The following is an 18,826-nucleotide window of genomic DNA, read 5'->3' as shown; positions in this document are numbered from 1 at the left end:
CGGTCTGATGGCATTTCAGCAAATGAGAAAGGAGTAGAGGATATGCAGAAAAAAAGAATGTTTCAATGGCTGCTGCTAGGACTGCTGTTAGTAACCGGATTCTTCCCATATAGAGGCTATGCTACTGATCCTGAGACTGTGACGTTCATCTTACACAAGAGAGTCCTTGTAGATGAGTCGATCACAGATCCACAGACCTCTCCATCAAATGGCAGACAATTGACAGAAAATGAATTGGCTAACTTAAATGGCCTTGGTCTGAGTGTTCCTTATAATGGGCCACGTTTCATGTCTATCATTTGACGGATTACTATCTTCAAGCACAAGAAGATGCGCAAGCTTTAGCTAAACGCTTGGGACAGATGAACCCGATCCAGATCGAACAATTTATTGCAGAGCAGCAATTAGAAGAAGTGACAGGTAGTCCTGTCCTAACGCAGACTCATGCTGAATTTGGCGAAGGAGTGGGTGTGGTCGATGTTCCCAGAAAGCACAACGGTCACTATGGAATTTATCTGATCGTTGAGGATCATTCCCAGCAAACTAGTTATTTCAATGTGACAAATGCTGCACCGATAATGATTGGCTTGCCTCTAATGGACCCATTAAATGAAGTAGAGCTGACTCAGATTCATCTTTATCCTAAAAATGCTGGGTATTTTCGACAACCGTATTTTTACAAATATGGCAAAGAAGAAGACACTGAGCAGACCGAACCTCTCGAAGGTGTGATTTTTTCCCTGTTTCGTTATAACGAAGCTGGGGAAAAAATCTATTTGGCACAAAATCAGGAGGCGTTAGGGGATGTATGGAAACAAAGTGATGATCCCTTAAATGATGAAGCAATCGCAACCTTCATCTCTGATGCTGCAGGGCGTGTCAAGATAGCAGACCATTTTTTGATCGGTGGTGAATACTATTTTGAAGAATTGCAAACTCTTCCGGGGTATGAGATCAGTGAAGAAAATCGGCAGATTCCATTATTTATCCCAAATACTTGGAAAAATGAATCAGGTGAGTTTTTATTCATGACACTTAATGAACAAAAAATGTCGGAACCTTTTTCTGATGAACAGGACGAATCGGTAGAGAAAGGACCTAGAATCTATAACATTTCACGAACAGGAGAGTCTCAAAAGGACGATGATCTGCCAACGGATGCTGGGGGAGAACAAGGAGGAACAGCGACAGGGACGGAACAGCTATTCAATCGTCTGTTACCACGTACTGCAGAAATGAGACAAGCGCTAGCTATTTTAGGTATTGCGTTGTTATTACTGGCTTACTTGTTAAGGAAGTACATGAACAAAACTAGGAGGGAAGAAGATGACTGAAAGTAAAAAGAATAAATTCAGGATATTCGTGATGCTTGCTACGTTGTTGTTTTCGGCATTCAGTCTTTTAGGAATGAGTCTTCCAGTAGCAGCAGCCCCAGAGCATGTGAATGTCACGCTTCATAAACGTGTTTGGCAGGATGAGATCCCGAAAGAAGCGTATCAACAAAATACTGGTGAACTAATGGAAAACTTTGGCGGTGATCCGTTAGACGGCGTGACATTTTCTGTCTATGATGTCACAGAACAATATTTTCGTTCTATCAGAGAGGATGGGAAAACAGCACGAGAAGCCTTGGAAAGAATCCAGTCTGATGCGGCTTTATATAAAAGAGCCCCTGATTATGCCAGTGGCCCTTTGCAGACTCAAGTGACAGCAACCGCAAGTGGCGAGACCGATCCAAACAGACAGGGGATTGCGGTCTTTGACCAATTACCTCGAAAAGATGCCCAAGGTAGAGATGCTGTTTATCTCTTTGTCGAAGAAGAATCACCAGCGAATATATATGAAATGGCATACCCACTACTTTTGGCTTTGCCAGTCTATGCTGGTGATGGAGAACTAACAGAGATCCACCTCTATCCTAAAAATATTTTGAAAGAACATTCGAAAACTTTAGTAGATAGCGGTCGGTTTAATGAAGTAACAATCACTCAAGATGGGAATCAAGTAACCTACTATGATGTTGGAACAGATGACATCTTAAATTATCTGTTGACGGTTGCTGTTCCCCGTGACTTAGGTAACAAAGCATTTTTCGAAATCACGGATACACCAACTAATGGGTTGCGACTAACGACCCCTGATTCAATCGAAGTATTGATTGATGGTGTAGCGGTACCTAGTAGTTATTTTACGATTGATACAGCTACTCCGAATGGTGGGTTTACGATTACTTTCCACATTGACAATGAGGAAGTGGTTGAATTATTACAAGGAAAAACGCTCACGATTTCTTATGACATGTCGCTCACGGGTGATGCAATCACTCAACTATCTGATAATACCGCCACAATCGATTTTGGCTCGGATCCTACGATCTTAGATGGACCAAAAGTCAAGACGAATGAGCATCAATTTAGAAAGATCAATAGTCATGATGGCAATCCATTAAGTGGGGCGGTCTTTCGGATTTTTAAAGATTCTGATGGTCAAGTATTGTACGCACGTCTGAATGAAGAGAATGTCTTGATTGGTTGGGATGATGTCGGGACAGAAATAACCTCAGGACCAGATGGCTATTTTGATATTCGGGGCTTTAAAGCGGGAACCTACACGTTGGAAGAGGTGACGGCTCCAAGTGGTTACGTCATTTTAGATTCTTATACCACTTTTGAAATTGATTCAACTGCTTCAGAGACACCTTTAGTCACGATCGAAAACCAACCTCAAGGGCTTTTACCGGAAACGGGTGGTATGGGTATCTATATTTTCCTGCTGATCGGGGGACTGATTCTCTTAGCAGCTTATGTGGTGTACCGACAAACGAAAAAAAAGCCAATGTAAACAGGTTTTGAAGGAGGGAATATCCAATGTCCCAAAAACAGCGACCAAAAAAGTGGCTTCGGATCGTGATGTATCTCCTTTTTTTAACAGGTGGGTTAATTGCGAGTTATCCTTTTTATGTCAATGCCTTCAACCAACTCGTTGATCATTATCGCATCAATGAGTCTCAAAAAACAAAAGCAGAACAGCAACAGGCACGAGAAAGAGCCAAAAAGTATAATCAAGAACTAGCAGAAAGAGGCATGGGAGCGATCACGCTCCCAACCTATACTGGTCGGAAAGAAGCGGATCTCGCTAATTATTTAGCGAATCACTTGATTGGTTCGATCCAAATCCCTAAGATTAGGGTCAGTGTTCCGTTGTTTGACCATGCAAGCCCGACGATCCTCCAATATGGTGCTGGTGTTTTGGAAGGGACGTCCTACCCTACTGGTGGTAAAAATAACCATAGTGTGATCTCAGCCCATAGTGGGATTCCTGAAAGAAAATTTTTTACGGATCTCGATCAACTGGAGTTGGAAGATATTTTCATTATCACCTATGCAGAAGAAAAGTTGGCCTATGAAGTGAATGACATCACTATTGTGACCCCTGACGACGTTAGCTCTCTAAAAATTTATCCAGAGGAAGATCTCGTGACTTTAGTCACCTGTACACCGTATATGATCAATTCCCATCGATTATTAGTCAGAGGACATCGAGTGCCTTATACAGAAGAACTAGCCCAAAAAGAAGCGAATGCAGAACAAAGACAATGGTGGCTCAATCTCATGATCTTACTCATTTTATTGCTCTTTGTAGGAAGTCTATCCCTGTTCATTCTGCGAGTCATACGTGAAAAGCCAATAGAATAGAAAAAGACATGTTGGATTACTTGAGAGAACCAACAATGAGAAAAAGCCCATAAGCATAGAAAGCTTAGTGAAAACTTTCTAGTTATGGGCTTTTTTATATTCGTCAATTAACAAAACTGTCCAAAAAACATTGATAAGCCATAAAGAAGCGAACGGAGTAATTGAACAAAGCCAATTATTTCAACATTTTTTCTTCTCCACACAATACAAAATCGGTGGATTGTTTTTTTGATTAATAAATTGATAGTTTAAAACATTATACTGATCTTGAGGGAGCATTTGACAAAACTGTTGTACCATATCCAGTTCTGATTTTCCACCTTCATGACCATAGTAGACGACGATAATCATGCGTCCTCGAGGGGCTAAACGTTTCAGTATCTCTTCCATTGCAATTTTCGTTGTTTCAGGTAAAGTAATGATTGCTTTGTCACTCTTAGGAAGATAACCTAGATTGAAAATCCCTGCTTTGATTGGTTGCTCTGGAGCCACGACATTCCCCAGTGTCTCATGACCTTGTAAATAAAGAGAGACTCGATCGGTCAATGCTTGTTCAGCGAGTTTTTCTTTCGTGGATTGCAAGGCAGCAGGTTGGATATCAAAACTGTAAACATGTCCGGTCTTCCCGACCAATTCAGCCATAAAAAGCGTATCGTAGCCATTACCCATGGTGGCATCAATAGCATGGTCACCTGGTTGCAGGATTTCTGTTAATAACGTATGGCTAAAGTGTAAAGCAGTTTGTAGCATTAGCAACGCACTCCTTTACGAACATCAAATTTCCCTTGATAACTATTGCGACGAACCAATTCTTCATCTATCGCATTCAAGACTTCCCACTTTTTCAAACTCCACATTGGTCCGATCAATGAATCCCAAGGCGCATCACCGGTAAGCCGATGGATAATGATTTCTTGAGGGATCATTTCCAATTGATCACAAATCACATTGACATAATCAGGACGGGTCATCAGTTGTAAACGACCTTCATGGTAATCACGAAGCATCCTTGTTTTGCGCATCAAGTGCATTAAGTGAAGCTTGATTCCTTGGATATCTGAATCAAGGATCGTACGTCGGACATTTTCACGCATCATTTCTAATGTTTCACCAGGTAAACCGTTGATTAAGTGAGTGCAGACACGAATGCCATGTTTTCGTAATTTATTCACACCATCAAGGTAAGTTTGGTAGTCATGTGCGCGATTGATCAGTGTAGAGGTTTCTTCAAAAGTCGTTTGTAATCCTAATTCGACCCACAGATAAAGCCGTTCATTTAGTTCTGCGAGATAATCCACGACCGCATCTGGTAAGCAGTCTGGGCGAGTACCAATCGACAACCCGACAACACCAGGAAGATTGATCACTTGTTCAAAACGCTCACGAATGATTTCTACAGGTGCATGAGTATTCGTGAAATTTTGGAAATAAACGATATATTGGGTTACCCCTGGCCATTTTTGATGCATCATATCGATTTCTTTATGGAACTGAATAGGTAATGGGTCTTCGGGAGCGACGATCATATCACCTGATCCAGAAACACTACAAAAAGTACAGCCCCCGTGAGCCACTGTACCATCACGATTGGGGCAGTCAAATCCTCCATCGATTGGCACTTTGAAAATTTTCCCGCCAAATTCATTTCTTAACGCATAATTCCATGAGTGGTAGCGTTTATTTCCATCTGAATATGTAAATTCCATTGTTATCCTTCTTTCTTAATGGTGCTAAATTCATCACTTTCTTCTACTCGTATTGAACGATTCAGATCATTATACCTGATGAATGACGTAAAATCTAAGCACTTTATAACGAGAATCGTTCTTAGAATCAAGTAAAGAGACAGATTAACTAATCATCAAAGAAAAAAGTTAACTGTCTCTCCACAATTTTTTATTGATTTGGATGATTTGTAATAAAAGTTCTCACTAAAAAATACTTGTGTGAGATCAAGACGTTTTCTGCGTGTTTAGCCATTTTTCTTTTTGGGTTCGATAAATTGGATACGTGAAGCATAACCACGAGAGGCTAAGTAAAAAGCCACCTAGAATATCACTTGGAAAATGAACGCCTAAATAAATACGGCTAATCCCAACACTTACTATAATAAACGCTAGAAGTATTTGAATCAATGGACGAAAGACCTTTTTTTGAATAATGACAGGAATTAGAAAAATCAGTGTACCATATAAAATCATACTACCAGCTGCATGACCACTAGGAAAACTGTAACTGTGCTCTACCACAAGGTGTTCAAGGGTTGGGCGAACGCGCATCACGAATAGTTTGATCACAGGATTGATGATCCCAGCAATGGCAATAAAATTAACCGCTAACCAAATCATTTCAGGTCTTTTTTTCTTCCACCATAACAAAAATGAAACCAGCAAGAAGACTAAGATGACCGTGAGTGGATTGCCAAATTTTGTCATAAACAGCTGATAAGCATTCCAATGGGGATAGGGAGCGCGGATCATTTCTGTTATTGATTGATCAAATCCCGCCAGTAAAGAAATACGGTATTTGACAATGTAGCCTAAGACTAAAAAGAGCAGTAAAAAACAAGCTCCAGCTACATGAAAAGTTGTACGTTGCTTCATAAATATCCTCCTTTTCAACAATGACTCATTATAGCATTATTCGCTCTATAAATAATATCCATAATTATTTATAGAATCGAGCACTTAATCAAAAAATAAAAAAGGTATTTTATTTGTAAATCACTTTGTAATCTCCTAGACATTTTCAAGTAATATAACTGACATACTTTGTCTGGGAAAGTTTAAATCGATTATTTGTTAAAAGTCGTTAAAATCAAGCGGGGAAAGGTGCTATTTTTTTCTCAGTGTTGAACATTACGAAAGGTTACAGTCTGATTACAATAAGCAGTCACACACTTAAATAACTTTTAATAAAGATTAAGAGAAGTTATAATTATTATAATAGTATAGAAATTGTAGATAGAAGTTGGAGGATAGAAGATGGAAAACATTGCAAGAAAAGAACGTAGACGTTTAAATGAAACCAAACGTTTTCGTAAAGTAAAACGTAGTGCTGCACTTGTCGGTACGGCGATGGTCGGCTGTTCTGTGGCAGCGCCATTGATTCAGCCTGTACAAGTAGATGCTGATCAAACCCCCACACAATTCGGTGCCAGAATCAATACAGCAGCGTTTATTGCTGAGATTGCTACGTATGCACAACCAATTGCTCAAGCCAACGATTTATATGCCTCAGTCATGATTGCTCAAGCAGTCGTCGAAAGTGGTTGGGGAAGTAGTGCCTTGTCACAAGCACCTTACTATAATCTATTTGGGATTAAAGGAAGTTATCAAGGTCAAACTGTTTATATGGATACACTCGAATATCTTAACAATAAATGGGTATCTAAAAAAGAACCTTTCCGTCAGTACCCTTCTTTTGCAGAGTCATTTAATGACAATGCCTATGTTTTAAGAAATACCTCTTTTGGTAATGGCTATTATTATGCAGGTACTTGGAAAAGCAATACTAAATCTTATACTGATGCTACTGCTTGTTTGACAGGTCGTTATGCAACTGATCCAGGGTACGCTGGAAAACTAAACAATATTATTACAACCTATGGATTGACCAAATACGATACACCAGCTAGCGGCAACGCTGGAGGCGGTGCAACGATTGGAAATGGCGGGAATACGGGAAATACATCCAATTCTGGAAGTACTAGTGGGAACTCAGGCGGTTCTGCAACTACGACTGGTACGACTTATACCGTCAAATCAGGAGACTCCGTTTGGGGAATCTCTCATTCATTTGGAATCACGATGGCGCAGTTAATCGAATGGAATAATATCAAAAATAATTTTATCTATCCAGGACAAAAATTAACGATCAAAGGTGGCCAATCTGCAGGTTCTTCAACCACTAACACTGGTAATAATGCTTCTTCTGGAAATACTTCTGGCAACACGAATACGTCTGGCAGTACGGGGCAAGCAACTGGTGCAAAATATACGGTTAAATCAGGCGATTCTGTTTGGAAAATTGCGAATGATCATGGGATTTCGATGAACCAACTGATCGAATGGAATAACATCAAGAATAACTTTGTTTATCCAGGTCAACAGTTGGTTGTTTCAAAAGGTAGTTCTTCAGCAAGCGGTTCTACTTCTAATACATCGACAGGTAATACATCTAGTAATACGGCAAATACAGGAAGTACTACTTCTGGAAGTACTTATACTGTCAAATCAGGCGAATCGGTTTGGAGTGTTTCGAATAAATTTGGAATTTCCATGAACCAACTGATTCAATGGAACAATATTAAAAATAATTTTATTTACCCAGGGCAAAAATTGATTGTCAAAGGTGGCTCATCTTCAAGTAATGCGTCCGCTTCGACAGCTAATAACAAGAACACCGCATCAAGCAATACCAGCTCAACTGCGACAGGGCAAGCGACTTATACTGTCAAGGCAGGCGAATCAGTATGGGGTGTTGCCAATAAAAATGGAATTTCCATGAACCAGTTGATTGAATGGAACAATATTAAGAATAACTTCATTTATCCAGGACAGAAATTGATCGTCAAAGGTGGAAGCAGTAAAGCAAGCGCAACAGCAACAACCAAACCAACAGCTTCAACGCCAGCTTCTACAACTCCAACGGCTTCTTCAACGGGTGATACGAAGTATACTGTCAAAGCAGGCGAATCGGTGTGGGGCGTTGCCAATAAACACCATATTACGATGGATCAGTTGATTGAATGGAACAACATCAAAAACAATTTTATTTATCCAGGACAAGAAGTCATCGTTAAAAAAGGCACTGCACAATCAACGCCAGCGAAATCAGATGAAAAAACCTATACCGTCAAAGCAGGCGAATCAGTATGGGGCGTTGCCGATAGTCATGGAATCACCATGAATCAATTGATCGAATGGAATAATATCAAGAATAACTTTATTTATCCGGGACAACAGTTGATCGTCAAAAAATAAGTAATGACACATGGCAGGAAATCAGTAAATGTGTGAAATAATATTTGAACTTGTAGCATTTATTTGTTACTATGAATCTACACTTTTGAGTAAATAAAAATCAACGCCTGAAAAGGAAGTAGTAAAAAGTCGAAAGTTTTAGAGAGCACATGGTTGGTGGAAATGTGTACGGACGCTTTTGAACTCGCCTTTGAGTTGCGCCTACTGAAATCACAAACAGAGTAAGTAGGAGCGGTGACGACCGTTACAACGTTTGAGGCCTTTGTGAAAAGGCAAAATTAGGTGGTACCACGTAGATTACGTCCTATAAAAAGAGCAATCTTTTTATAGGACTTTTTTGTTTTCTTCAGATGAAAAAAACAAAAAGGTGAGGCTAGACTTCACTAAACTTCGACAGATTAATGTGGAAGTACAAATAGATCAGGGGGATAGAAAATGAGTTATAACCATAAAGAAATCGAAAAGAAATGGCAAAAATACTGGGCAAAAAACAATACCTTCAATACCCATGATGATCCTGAAAAACCAAAGTTCTATGCGTTGGATATGTTTCCATACCCATCAGGTCAAGGATTGCATGTTGGACATCCGGAAGGCTATACAGCAACAGATATCTTATCTCGTTTTAAACGCAGTCAAGGATTCAATGTCTTGCATCCGATGGGATGGGATGCGTTCGGACTACCAGCCGAACAGTACGCATTAGATACAGGAAATGATCCAGCTGAATTTACACAAAAAAACATTGAAACATTTCGTCGTCAAATCAATTCTTTAGGGTTTAGTTATGACTGGAATCGTGAAGTCAACACAACTGATCCAGAATATTACAAATGGACACAATGGATCTTTACAAAATTATACGAAAAAGGTTTGGCATATGAAGCAGAAGTAGCAGTTAACTGGGTACCTGAACTTGGTACGGTGATCTCTAATGAAGAAGTGATCGATGGAAAAAGTGAACGTGGCGGCTACGATGTCGTCCGCAAACCAATGCGTCAGTGGATGCTAAAGATCACTGCATACGCAGATCGTTTACTTGATGATCTTGATTTAGTAGATTGGCCAGATAGCATCAAAGAAATGCAACGCAACTGGATCGGTCGTTCAGTAGGAGCAAATGTTGAATTTAAAGTTGCTGGAACAGATAAAACGTACACGATTTTTACCACACGACCAGATACACTGTTTGGCGCAACGTACTCTGTTTTAGCTCCTGAATTAGACTTGGTGCAAGAAATCACGACGCCAGAACAAAAAGCAGCAGTTGAAGCATACATCGAAGAGACAGCTAAAAAATCAGATTTGAAACGTACAGATCTAGCGAAAGAAAAAACGGGTGTCTTTACTGGAGCTTATGCAATCAATCCAGTTAATGGAAAAGAGATCCCGATCTGGATCGCTGACTATGTGTTAGCTTCTTATGGTACTGGAGCAATCATGGCTGTACCTGCTCACGATGAACGTGATTATGAATTTGCAAAAACCTTTGATTTAGAAATTCTTCCCGTGATCGAAGGAGGAAATATTGAAGAGGCTGCTTATACGGAAGATGGTCCTCATATCAACTCTGAATTTTTGAATGGCATGAATAAAGCAGAAGCCATTGCTAAAATGAATGAATGGTTAGAAGAAAATAGTTGTGGGAAAAAAGAAGTCAGCTATCGTTTACGTGACTGGTTATTCTCACGTCAACGTTACTGGGGGGAACCAATTCCGATCATTCATTGGGAAGATGGTACAGTCACAGCTTTACCAGAAGAAGAGCTGCCATTACGTTTGCCTAAAACGACTAATATCAAACCAAGTGGAACAGGAGAATCGCCACTTGCCAACATCGAAGAATGGGTGAATGTTGTCGATCCTGTGACTGGCAAAAAAGGTCGCCGTGAAACCAATACAATGCCACAATGGGCAGGAAGTTCTTGGTATTATTTACGTTATATCGATCCACATAATAAAACAGAATTAGCGAACTATGAGAAATTAGAACGCTGGTTGCCAGTAGATATCTACATTGGGGGAGCAGAACATGCCGTTCTTCACTTGCTGTACGCTCGTTTCTGGCACAAATTCTTATATGATATCGGTGTTGTACCTACGAAGGAACCATTCCAAAAATTATACAACCAAGGAATGATCTTGGGAGAAAACAACGAAAAAATGTCTAAATCACGTGGCAATGTCGTTAATCCAGATGATGTCGTGGCCAAATATGGCGCAGATACATTACGTTTATATGAAATGTTTATGGGACCATTAGACGCATCGATTGCTTGGAGTGAAAATGGACTAGAAGGAAGCCGCAAATTCTTAGATCGTGTTTGGCGTTTGATCGTGGATGAAAACAATAAGATGCGTGATCGAATCACCACTTTAAATGATGGGAAATTAGATAAAGTGTATCATCAAACCGTCAAAAAAGTTACGGAAGATTACGAAAATCTTCACTTCAATACAGCCATCTCTCAATTAATGGTGTTTGTCAATGAAGCGTATAAAGTGGATGCACTACCTTATGAATATATCGAAGGATTTGTTCAATTGTTGGCACCGATCGCACCACACATGGGTGAAGAACTATGGGCAATCTTAGGAAATGAGGAAGGTATTTCTTACGCAGCTTGGCCAACTTATGATGAGTCAGCTTTAGTCGAAGATGAAATCGAAGTTGTCTTCCAAATCAATGGTAAGGTCCGAGGAAAAGCTAATGTTTCACGTGACTTACCAAAAGATGAACTTGAAAAAATAGCGATGAACAATGAAACGATCAAAGAAAACATTGCTGGCAAAACTGTTCGTAAAGTGATCGTTGTACCAAATAAATTAGTAAATATCGTGGCTAATTAAAAAGCAGGAACAAGTGAATTATAAGAGATTGTTGAAGGAGCTTTCGATGAAACCCAGAGCCACTTTCAGAATGAAGAACAGATCATTAAAAACAATTTTGGCTGTTTCAGTATTTTAAGATGTTTTATAAGTCGCAATCAGTTCAGCAAGTTTATAACTGAATAAACAAAAAAGAGATTATGACAAAAGTGTCTAGCTCTGAGAAATAAGCCGGAAAAGAGGTTGAGCCATGTGTTGGCTCAACCTCTTTCTTCGGCTTATTTTCCGTTAGAGCTTGAAACACCGTGGATAAGATCGTGAAAGAGGCGGATAGCTCCGAGCAGATGCTTAAATACTATTTATTTGTCTTGGGTCGCTTCATCTCAAACTCTTTTATAGAAAAATAAAGTGAAGAGAAACTAAAACAAAGAAAATATCAATTGAAGAGTTAGAACCATTCACCGAGTGGAAGTTTGCTGATGTTTTTTTTTGTGAATGACTATCCAAGATGAACAGTTATTTTTTGTTAGTTACAAAAGTGAAAAAAACAAAAAGTGTTTTATTAAAATTGCTTATGTCTCACAATATTTGCATCGTGATACCTTTTGAACGTAAACAAATGACACATTTTTTTAAAACATTGTTATTTTTATTTAGTTGGCATGTTTTCTTTTTTTTTAATACCAAGCTATAGTATTACGCTATTTTGTTTTTTTTATTTTAGAAAAATGACAGGCCGATGAAACAACCGCAAATCTGTTAAAAATTACCATTCTATCGGTAAAAAAAGGTTTTGTTCTAAGCGGATAATCGTAGATAATTTTAGTGTAGGTGTTTCATATGTTTTTGGAGGTGAGTATACGTAAGATTAAAATGAAAAATTTTTCTTTACATAGTGATTTTTGTTATGTTAATAGTCAAATAAACTATCATCTCATGAGCAAAAAAGTAACCTTTTACAAATATTAGGAACGTTCACACTAGGAATGTTCATAAGAAATAATAAAAATTTTGTTTATTTAATCTTTCCTTTTAGAGAATTTGAGCAAGGAAAAAGAGTGAGTGTATTAGTAAGAGAGGAGGACAGAAAATTTGAAAAGCAAGCATTTGCGAACGATAACAACCTCTTTGTTGTTGTTCCAAAATTGTCTTTATCCATTAACCGTTTTTGCTGAGGAAGCACCACCAGAACTAGATACGGAGTTTGTACAGGATTTACAAAATCAAGGGGAACAACCAGTGATGCAAGAACCTGTTTCACCTGAAACAGCTGCAAACGACTCAACAGAAGAGTCAATCGAGGTAGAGGAGCCAGTAGAAGAAAATACAGAGGAAATCGTAGAAGAAGCACCTGTAGTTGAGGAAGTACCGATCGTTGAAGAACAAGAAGTGGAAGAAGTACCAACTGAAACACCAACTGAACAGCCAACTGAAGTAACGGAACCTGTGACTCCATGGGAAGATCCTGTACCACCAGTCCTTCGACAAAGTGCTGAGTTAAGGAAGAATAATTTACCAAACCTAGATAAATATCGACCTGATCTGATAGCAAATGGGAAAAAAAGTTATATTGAGAAAACGTTAGCTACACAGATTAATCGCACTATTATGTTGGGAGCTGCCGTTGGTTCGAAGACTTCCTTTACTGTGAATGTGCCTACCTATGAGAAGGTCACTCAAGATAAAGATCATGGTTGGATTTCTTGGATAGCAAGTAATCTAACCACAACGGATGATTATCCATACGATACGATGTATTATGGGAATCATTCATCTTACCGCGGAACGTATACGTTAACGATTCCATCTGATCAAAGTGTCAATGGGTACCAAGTGACGGTTACGAAGCCTAGTATTTCTTCTTATGCCGCATCTTTTACCGTCACGATCACTAGGTTGGCATCGACCAGTGCAAAAGAAGATCGATTAGTACTTAACGGAGACGTGAAACTAGGGACGACGGCTGTAGCCTCCCAATACTCTGTTTTAGACTCGATCCCGATCGAAGATGTTTCGTATGTCAATGCTTTGCTGGGAACGATTACAGTGAAGAAAGAGCAACCTGAATTTGAGATCAAAAATGAAGTGACCGTTGAAGCACAAAGAGGAAAAGAACTGTCTACGAGCATCCTAAAATCGTGGTTTTCTACGATATCGGAGAATTCAGGGAATTATGACTATAGTCTGTCTTCCGGACCGGCAGAATGGGCACCTGGAGCAACTGGAAAAGCTACAGTTATTGTCAAAAATAAAACAACGAATAACACGCAAGAATTTACGACTAACTATACTGTTGTAGATACTACTGCACCAAAATACACAGTAATCAGGGATGCACCATTGGAGGCTAGACGAAAAGGGAGTCTCACTGATGAAGAACTAAGGAGTATATTTGAAAAACTAGAAGATAACTGGAGTAAACCGGAGGATCTCCAGATTGAGTTATTTGATTATAACGGTTCCAACGTTCCTTGGGAGATTGCTGGGATTCAACCAGGTGTTGAAATTGTCAAGGTACGTGTGACCGACCAAGCAGGGAATGCTGCTACGGGAAGTGGTTATCGTATCCAAGTGGTTGATACTACGCCTCCTGATGGGAAACTAAAAGACAAAATCGTGATTGAACAAGGAATGGAGCTGAAAGATTTAAGAGATTTACTAGAGGGTGATCCAACCGACAATTGGTCCTTACCAGAAAAAATCAGTCTTTCGTTGGCTGTTGATGGTGGAAAGCAAGTCTCGGAATTACCTAGGGGAGAGCATAAATTTACGCTAACCTTGACGGATGAGGCTGGAAATCCTAAAGAGCTCAAAGGTACGTTACACGTCGGTGATGCGTTTAAAATCAAATCGGAAGTGGTTGTCCAAGCACAAAGAGCCAAAGAGCTATCAACTGAAATTCTCAAAAGCTGGTTTGAACAATTACCAAACAATCCTGACAGTTATGACTATCATCTGTCTTCCGGACCGGCAGAATGGGCACCAGAGACTAACGGACAAGCAACAGTCGCTGTCACAAATAAAGCAACAAATGAAACAAAAAAATATGAAACGAAATACTCCGTCGTAGACACTAAAGCACCCACCGCAACACTTAAAAAAGAGATCGTGTTTGAAGCAAGGCGTACAGGTGCGCTCACGCAAGCAGAACTACGAGAACTGTTGATTGAGAGTGATCTGCAAGATAATTGGAGTTTACCAGAAAAGATTACGATCGGATTGACTAACATCGGATCCGCAAATGAACCGTTTGAACTTGTTGGAAAGGCACCAAGTATGTACAGTAATATTTTTATTACCTTAACAGATGAAGCAGGAAATACGAGTCGATATCTGAAAAATATTTCAGTCGTTGACACGCAAGCACCAGAGGGCAAGCTTAAGGAGTCACTGTTTTTTGAAAAAGGCAGTAAAGAGCCAGATTTACGAGAGTTATTAGATGGCGAACCCACCGACAACTGGTCGCTACCAGAAAATATCAAACTTGCATTAAGCTTCAAGGACGGCAAGCAGTTTTCAGAATTACCTGAAGGGGCGCACGAGTTTACGTTAACCTTGACGGATGAAAGAGGAAATGCTAGAGAACTTAAGGGTAAGTTGTACATCGGTGAACGGTTTGAAATAAAGTCTGAAGTGGTTGTTGAAGCCCAACGAAGCCAAGAATTATCTCGGGCAATTCTAGAATCATGGTTTGATAAACGACCAAAAGATACCGATGATTATGAGTATCGTCTGACTAATGGACCGAAAGAATGGGCACCTGGAGCAACTGGAGAAGTAACAGTTGCTGTCAAAAACAAAACAACGAATCACACGCAAGAACTTACTACTAAATATACAGTAGTAGATACGAAGGCACCGACAGCAGAGTTTGAACGGAGTGTTTCATTTGAAGCAAGACGTACAGGCAGTCTTAGCCGAGAAGAGTTAATGAGTGTGATTAAAGAAGGGGCTTTACAAGATAATTGGAGTTTACCAGAAAAGATTACGATTGGGCTGGAGGATCTTCAAGGAGGAAAGTTTGAAATTGCTGGGAAAGTGCCTTCATCTACTGCGTATGTTGTAGCCTCTGTTCTAACAGACGAAGCAGGAAACCAACAACACTTTTCACCTATAAATCTATTGATCGAGGATACAACACCTCCAGAAGGAAAGCTAAGAGATTCACTTGTCTATGAGCAAGGAAGTGAAATGCCGGATTTACGAGAGTTGTTAGATGGCGATCCAACTGACAATTGGTCCTTACCAGAAAATATCCGATTTGAGTTAACTTTCGAGAATGGCTTAGAATTTTCTGAGTTGCCTGCAGACGATCATCGATTTACGCTGAAATTGATTGATGAATTTGGCAATAAAACAGAACTAGACGTAATATTGACGATTACATCTAACGCACAATACATCGATGTCACCATTCCTGCACGTATGAGTTTTGTACAGGAGGATATTCTAGCTGGTATCGCTTCACCAAATTATGAGATCAAAAATAATTCCAACCGTCCGGTATCCGTTTATGTGGATGCCATGACTAGTCTTGAAGAAACCGAACGATTAACTGAACTGACATTAGGTTTGCAAAATACGGATCATGAACAAGAGGTAGTTTTAGTAGCAAATGGTCAAAATCTATCAGAAACCGTTGAACTTGTCACTTTAACAAGTGAACAGAATGCTTATGAGTTCTCTTTCTTTGGAACAGCAGGTGACAACATCTTGTCGGAAACCTTAGATGCGCCAATCAGACCTAGTTACTTGATGCAGTTGCATTTTAAAACACCATGAGATATAGACCTATTCAAAAGAGATCGTGAAAGCATCGGATAGTTCCGAAAACAAACAGAAAGAAATTTTTAACCAACTAAAAAAGAAACTGAGGCAAGTTTTAGCTCAGTTTCTTTTTTTGTATGTTTTTTTCTTCCTAATCGATACGGAAGTATTTCTTTTGTAAAGAAAACGTTTACAATCTATACTTTAAATAGAACGAAAAGGAAGGAGCAAATAAAATGAAAAAAGCATTGATTATTTGTGCAGCAGGGATGTCATCTTCTATGATGGCTTCTAAGACCACGGATCTATTCAAACAAAAGGGGGAAGAAATCGAAGTCGATGCGGTATCTGCGACAGAAGGCGATAAAATGATCAAGTCAAGCGACTTTGATTTATTTCTCATTAGTCCTCAAACCACGATGTTTTTAGATAAGTTTGTTAAACTAGGAAAAACGGTTGATAAACCTGTGGTTAGTATTCCCTTTCAAGCGTATGTTCCGATTCCCACAGGTATTCAGAAATTAGCGGATTTGATTGAAGAAAATATCTAACTAGGAGTGGATAAAGATGAAACAGATCGAAAAAGCATTGTTAGGGCTATTGATCAACTATCAAAAAAAATATATCACTAGTCATGAGCTTGCTTCTGAATTGTCTTTATCTGATCGAACAATCCGTAAATACATGGTTGATGTCAAAGAGAAAATTGAAAAAAACGGAGCAAAAATCATTGCCAAACAAGGACAAGGATATCAGTTGGCGATCTTAAAGCCTTTGGCATTTGCATTTTTTTTAAAACATCAAAATATCGCAGCTGATCAAGGCATGTCTGAAATGGAATTTTTTGAAACTGAAGATCGTCAAAAATATCTGTTAAATAAGTTATTGCTAGAAGATGAAGCCATTTTTATGGATGAATTAGAGTCGGAACTCTTTATCAGCCGTTCTAGTTTATCCAATGATCTAAATGAGATAAAGGCAAAAATCGAGCCCTATGCGTTAAAAATTTGTTCTAAACCACGACAAGGAATGTGGATCGAAGGATCAGAGCAAAACAAGCGCCATTTTATTATGGACACATTTTTTGGTGATCAAGCAGCGAACTCTTTAAAAGATTATTTAGTGAACAGTCACTTTTTCAATGAATTCAATTTTGAAGAGGTTTTAATCATTATTTTAGATGAAATCCGAGAAGCAAATTTAAAAGTTTCTGATTTTATCATGCAAAATCTAGCATTACACCTAGCCTTAACGATCAAGCGAATCAACGAAGGATTCCCCATTGAAGCTTTAGATTTTAGTGAAGAGTTAGTGGATCGCCGTGAATATCAAGTAGCAAAAAAGATCGTTCAACGAATGAATCGTGTGACAAAAGTACCTTTTCCAGAAGCGGAAATTCATTATCTGACATTGCATTTGGTTGCTAAGTCTAATCCCATCGAAAAAATAAATGATGAGCTGCTTTACGAGGAATTAGCAAGAGTGATTGAGCAGCTTGCCGACTTTTTTGGCGATTCACTGATTGAGGATCAACAATTAAAAAATGGTCTGCTTAATCATTTGACGCCAATGGTGGTTCGTCTACGGCAAGGGATTACTTTAGAGAATCCGTTGACTGAGGATATAAAAAAAGAAAATATGGTCGCCTTTGAACAGACGAAAAGAATATTTAGTCAAATGCCTATGTTACGACAATTCACGATCAATGAAGATGAATGGGCGTATCTTACCTTACACATCATGGCAGCTTTAGAAAAAGTCAGAACAGCGAAAAAAATACGTGTATTGATCATTTGTGCAACTGGTTATGGAAGTGCGCAATTGTTGAAGAATCGTGTGCTTGCTGAGTTTGGCGAAATGCTCTTAGTGACCAATGTCAAAGGTTATTACGAGATCAATGAAATGACTTTGATGGGCGTAGATATGATTATTTCATCAATCGATTTATCAACGATGATTTTTAAGATCCCCGTATTACATGTGAGTGTCTTTTTGAATCCACTAGATAGCCAAAAAATTCGACAGACGATTGCGGACTTACAACCTTGTCCGTCAAAAAGAATAAAAACTATTTGCACAGATTCTCCGAAAAAAAGACAGGATTATCATGGCCAGCTTTCTGAAAGATGGTACAAAGTCTATTCTGAAAGACCAACTAAAGAGACGGTGATTTTAGACCTACTCTCGCTTTTAGAAAAAGACGAAGTAAAAGATTATACCCTTGAAATGATGGCACAAATCAGCAAGCGAGAGAAAATGGGACAGATTGTCTTCAGTGAAACCGTTGCAGTCCCACATCCAGCTATTCCAGTAGGGGTCACGACAAAAATTGCAGTCGCAGTGATTCCTGAGGGGATGTTTTGGGATGATTACCAACAGATCAAATTTGTTTTTCTCGTGTCACCATCTTTTATTGAAAACGAAGAAATTACTATAGTGACAAAAGCAATTGTGCAATTAATTGATCGCACAGATTTGCAACAACAAATTTTAATTGAACCAACGTTTGAAAATTTTAGCAATCATTTTGACGAGGTGATTGAATAAGGA

12 protein-coding genes and 1 other annotated feature are annotated in these 18,826 nt (G+C 39.1%); of the genes, 9 read left to right on the top strand and 3 right to left on the bottom strand.

The window, feature by feature from the left end:
• Window positions 1-57: 57 nt before the first annotated feature.
• The 4 genes from AB3H93_RS11795 to AB3H93_RS11780 are packed head-to-tail and all read left to right on the top strand — an operon-like array spanning window position 58 to window position 3,695.
• A complete protein-coding gene (locus AB3H93_RS11795; RefSeq protein WP_368020622.1) occupies window positions 58-303 on the top strand; it encodes a hypothetical protein in 246 nt (81 codons plus the stop codon).
• Entirely contained in the window at window positions 300-1,334 is a 1,035-nt protein-coding gene (locus AB3H93_RS11790) for a pilin N-terminal domain-containing protein (protein ID WP_368020621.1), read from the top strand. Before AB3H93_RS11795 ends, AB3H93_RS11790 begins: the two co-directional genes overlap by 4 nt.
• Window positions 1,327-2,841 carry a SpaH/EbpB family LPXTG-anchored major pilin gene (locus AB3H93_RS11785; protein ID WP_368020620.1) on the top strand — a complete coding sequence of 505 codons (1,515 nt, stop codon included), beginning with the start codon at window positions 1,327-1,329 and terminating at the stop codon, window positions 2,839-2,841. Before AB3H93_RS11790 ends, AB3H93_RS11785 begins: the two co-directional genes overlap by 8 nt.
• Window positions 2,842-2,867: 26 nt before the next feature.
• Window positions 2,868-3,695 carry a class C sortase gene (locus tag AB3H93_RS11780; RefSeq protein WP_368020619.1) on the top strand — a complete coding sequence of 276 codons (828 nt, stop codon included), beginning with the start codon at window positions 2,868-2,870 and terminating at the stop codon, window positions 3,693-3,695.
• Window positions 3,696-3,875: 180 nt separating this feature from the next.
• Here the strand turns inward: AB3H93_RS11780 and AB3H93_RS11775 are convergent, their stop codons facing one another.
• The 3 genes from AB3H93_RS11775 to AB3H93_RS11765 form a co-directional block, all read right to left on the bottom strand.
• On the bottom strand, window positions 3,876-4,445 hold the full coding sequence (locus AB3H93_RS11775) for a class I SAM-dependent methyltransferase (RefSeq protein WP_010721030.1): 570 nt from the start codon (window positions 4,443-4,445) through the stop codon (window positions 3,876-3,878).
• On the bottom strand, window positions 4,445-5,401 hold the full coding sequence (locus AB3H93_RS11770; RefSeq protein ID WP_010736968.1) for a TIGR01212 family radical SAM protein: 957 nt from the start codon (window positions 5,399-5,401) through the stop codon (window positions 4,445-4,447). Before AB3H93_RS11770 ends, AB3H93_RS11775 begins: the two co-directional genes overlap by 1 nt.
• 246 nt (window positions 5,402-5,647) lie before the next feature.
• Window positions 5,648-6,298, bottom strand: a complete 651-nt coding sequence (locus AB3H93_RS11765; RefSeq protein ID WP_010721028.1) for a phosphatase PAP2 family protein — start codon at window positions 6,296-6,298, stop codon at window positions 5,648-5,650.
• 381 nt (window positions 6,299-6,679) lie between these two features.
• Here AB3H93_RS11765 and AB3H93_RS11760 point away from each other — a divergent pair, with 381 nt between their 5' ends.
• The 5 genes from AB3H93_RS11760 (at window position 6,680) to AB3H93_RS11740 (ending at window position 18,823) form a co-directional block, all read left to right on the top strand.
• A complete protein-coding gene (locus AB3H93_RS11760) occupies window positions 6,680-8,680 on the top strand; it encodes a muramidase-2 (protein WP_368020618.1) in 2,001 nt (666 codons plus the stop codon).
• 99 nt (window positions 8,681-8,779) lie between these two features.
• Window positions 8,780-8,990 (top strand) — a binding site (T-box leader).
• A 125-nt stretch (window positions 8,991-9,115) separates the two neighbouring features.
• A complete protein-coding gene (gene leuS / locus AB3H93_RS11755; RefSeq protein ID WP_034868000.1) occupies window positions 9,116-11,530 on the top strand; it encodes a leucine--tRNA ligase in 2,415 nt (804 codons plus the stop codon).
• Between the two features lie 1,071 nt (window positions 11,531-12,601).
• The gene (locus AB3H93_RS11750) at window positions 12,602-16,291 is read left to right on the top strand and encodes a hypothetical protein (RefSeq protein WP_368020617.1); all 3,690 of its coding nucleotides are present in this window, start codon (window positions 12,602-12,604) and stop codon (window positions 16,289-16,291) included.
• Between the two features lie 221 nt (window positions 16,292-16,512).
• A complete protein-coding gene (locus AB3H93_RS11745) occupies window positions 16,513-16,827 on the top strand; it encodes a PTS cellobiose transporter subunit IIB (protein WP_010721024.1) in 315 nt (104 codons plus the stop codon).
• A gap of 16 nt (window positions 16,828-16,843) precedes the next feature.
• Window positions 16,844-18,823, top strand: a complete 1,980-nt coding sequence (locus AB3H93_RS11740) for a transcription antiterminator (RefSeq protein WP_010736973.1) — start codon at window positions 16,844-16,846, stop codon at window positions 18,821-18,823.
• Window positions 18,824-18,826: the final 3 nt, after the last annotated feature.

The organism is Enterococcus sp. C74 (assembly GCF_040887125.1).
GTDB lineage: Bacteria > Bacillota > Bacilli > Lactobacillales > Enterococcaceae > Enterococcus_B > Enterococcus_B hirae.
Note: the sequence above shows the minus strand (reverse complement) of the source record. Positions and strands in the feature narration are given on the sequence as shown.

Bases quoted from the DNA above. Each gene is read 5' to 3' on its own strand.
- AB3H93_RS11770 (WP_010736968.1), bottom strand. From the start codon at position 5,401: ATGGAATTTACATATTCAGATGGAAATAAACGCTACCACTCATGGAAT.
- AB3H93_RS11745 (WP_010721024.1), top strand. From the start codon at position 16,513: ATGAAAAAAGCATTGATTATTTGTGCAGCAGGGATGTCATCTTCTATG.
- AB3H93_RS11775 (WP_010721030.1), bottom strand. From the start codon at position 4,445: ATGCTACAAACTGCTTTACACTTTAGCCATACGTTATTAACAGAAATC.
- AB3H93_RS11780 (WP_368020619.1), top strand. From the start codon at position 2,868: ATGTCCCAAAAACAGCGACCAAAAAAGTGGCTTCGGATCGTGATGTAT.
- AB3H93_RS11785 (WP_368020620.1), top strand. From the start codon at position 1,327: ATGACTGAAAGTAAAAAGAATAAATTCAGGATATTCGTGATGCTTGCT.
- AB3H93_RS11760 (WP_368020618.1), top strand. From the start codon at position 6,680: ATGGAAAACATTGCAAGAAAAGAACGTAGACGTTTAAATGAAACCAAA.
- leuS (WP_034868000.1), top strand. From the start codon at position 9,116: ATGAGTTATAACCATAAAGAAATCGAAAAGAAATGGCAAAAATACTGG.
- AB3H93_RS11765 (WP_010721028.1), bottom strand. From the start codon at position 6,298: ATGAAGCAACGTACAACTTTTCATGTAGCTGGAGCTTGTTTTTTACTG.
- AB3H93_RS11795 (WP_368020622.1), top strand. From the start codon at position 58: ATGTTTCAATGGCTGCTGCTAGGACTGCTGTTAGTAACCGGATTCTTC.
- AB3H93_RS11740 (WP_010736973.1), top strand. From the start codon at position 16,844: ATGAAACAGATCGAAAAAGCATTGTTAGGGCTATTGATCAACTATCAA.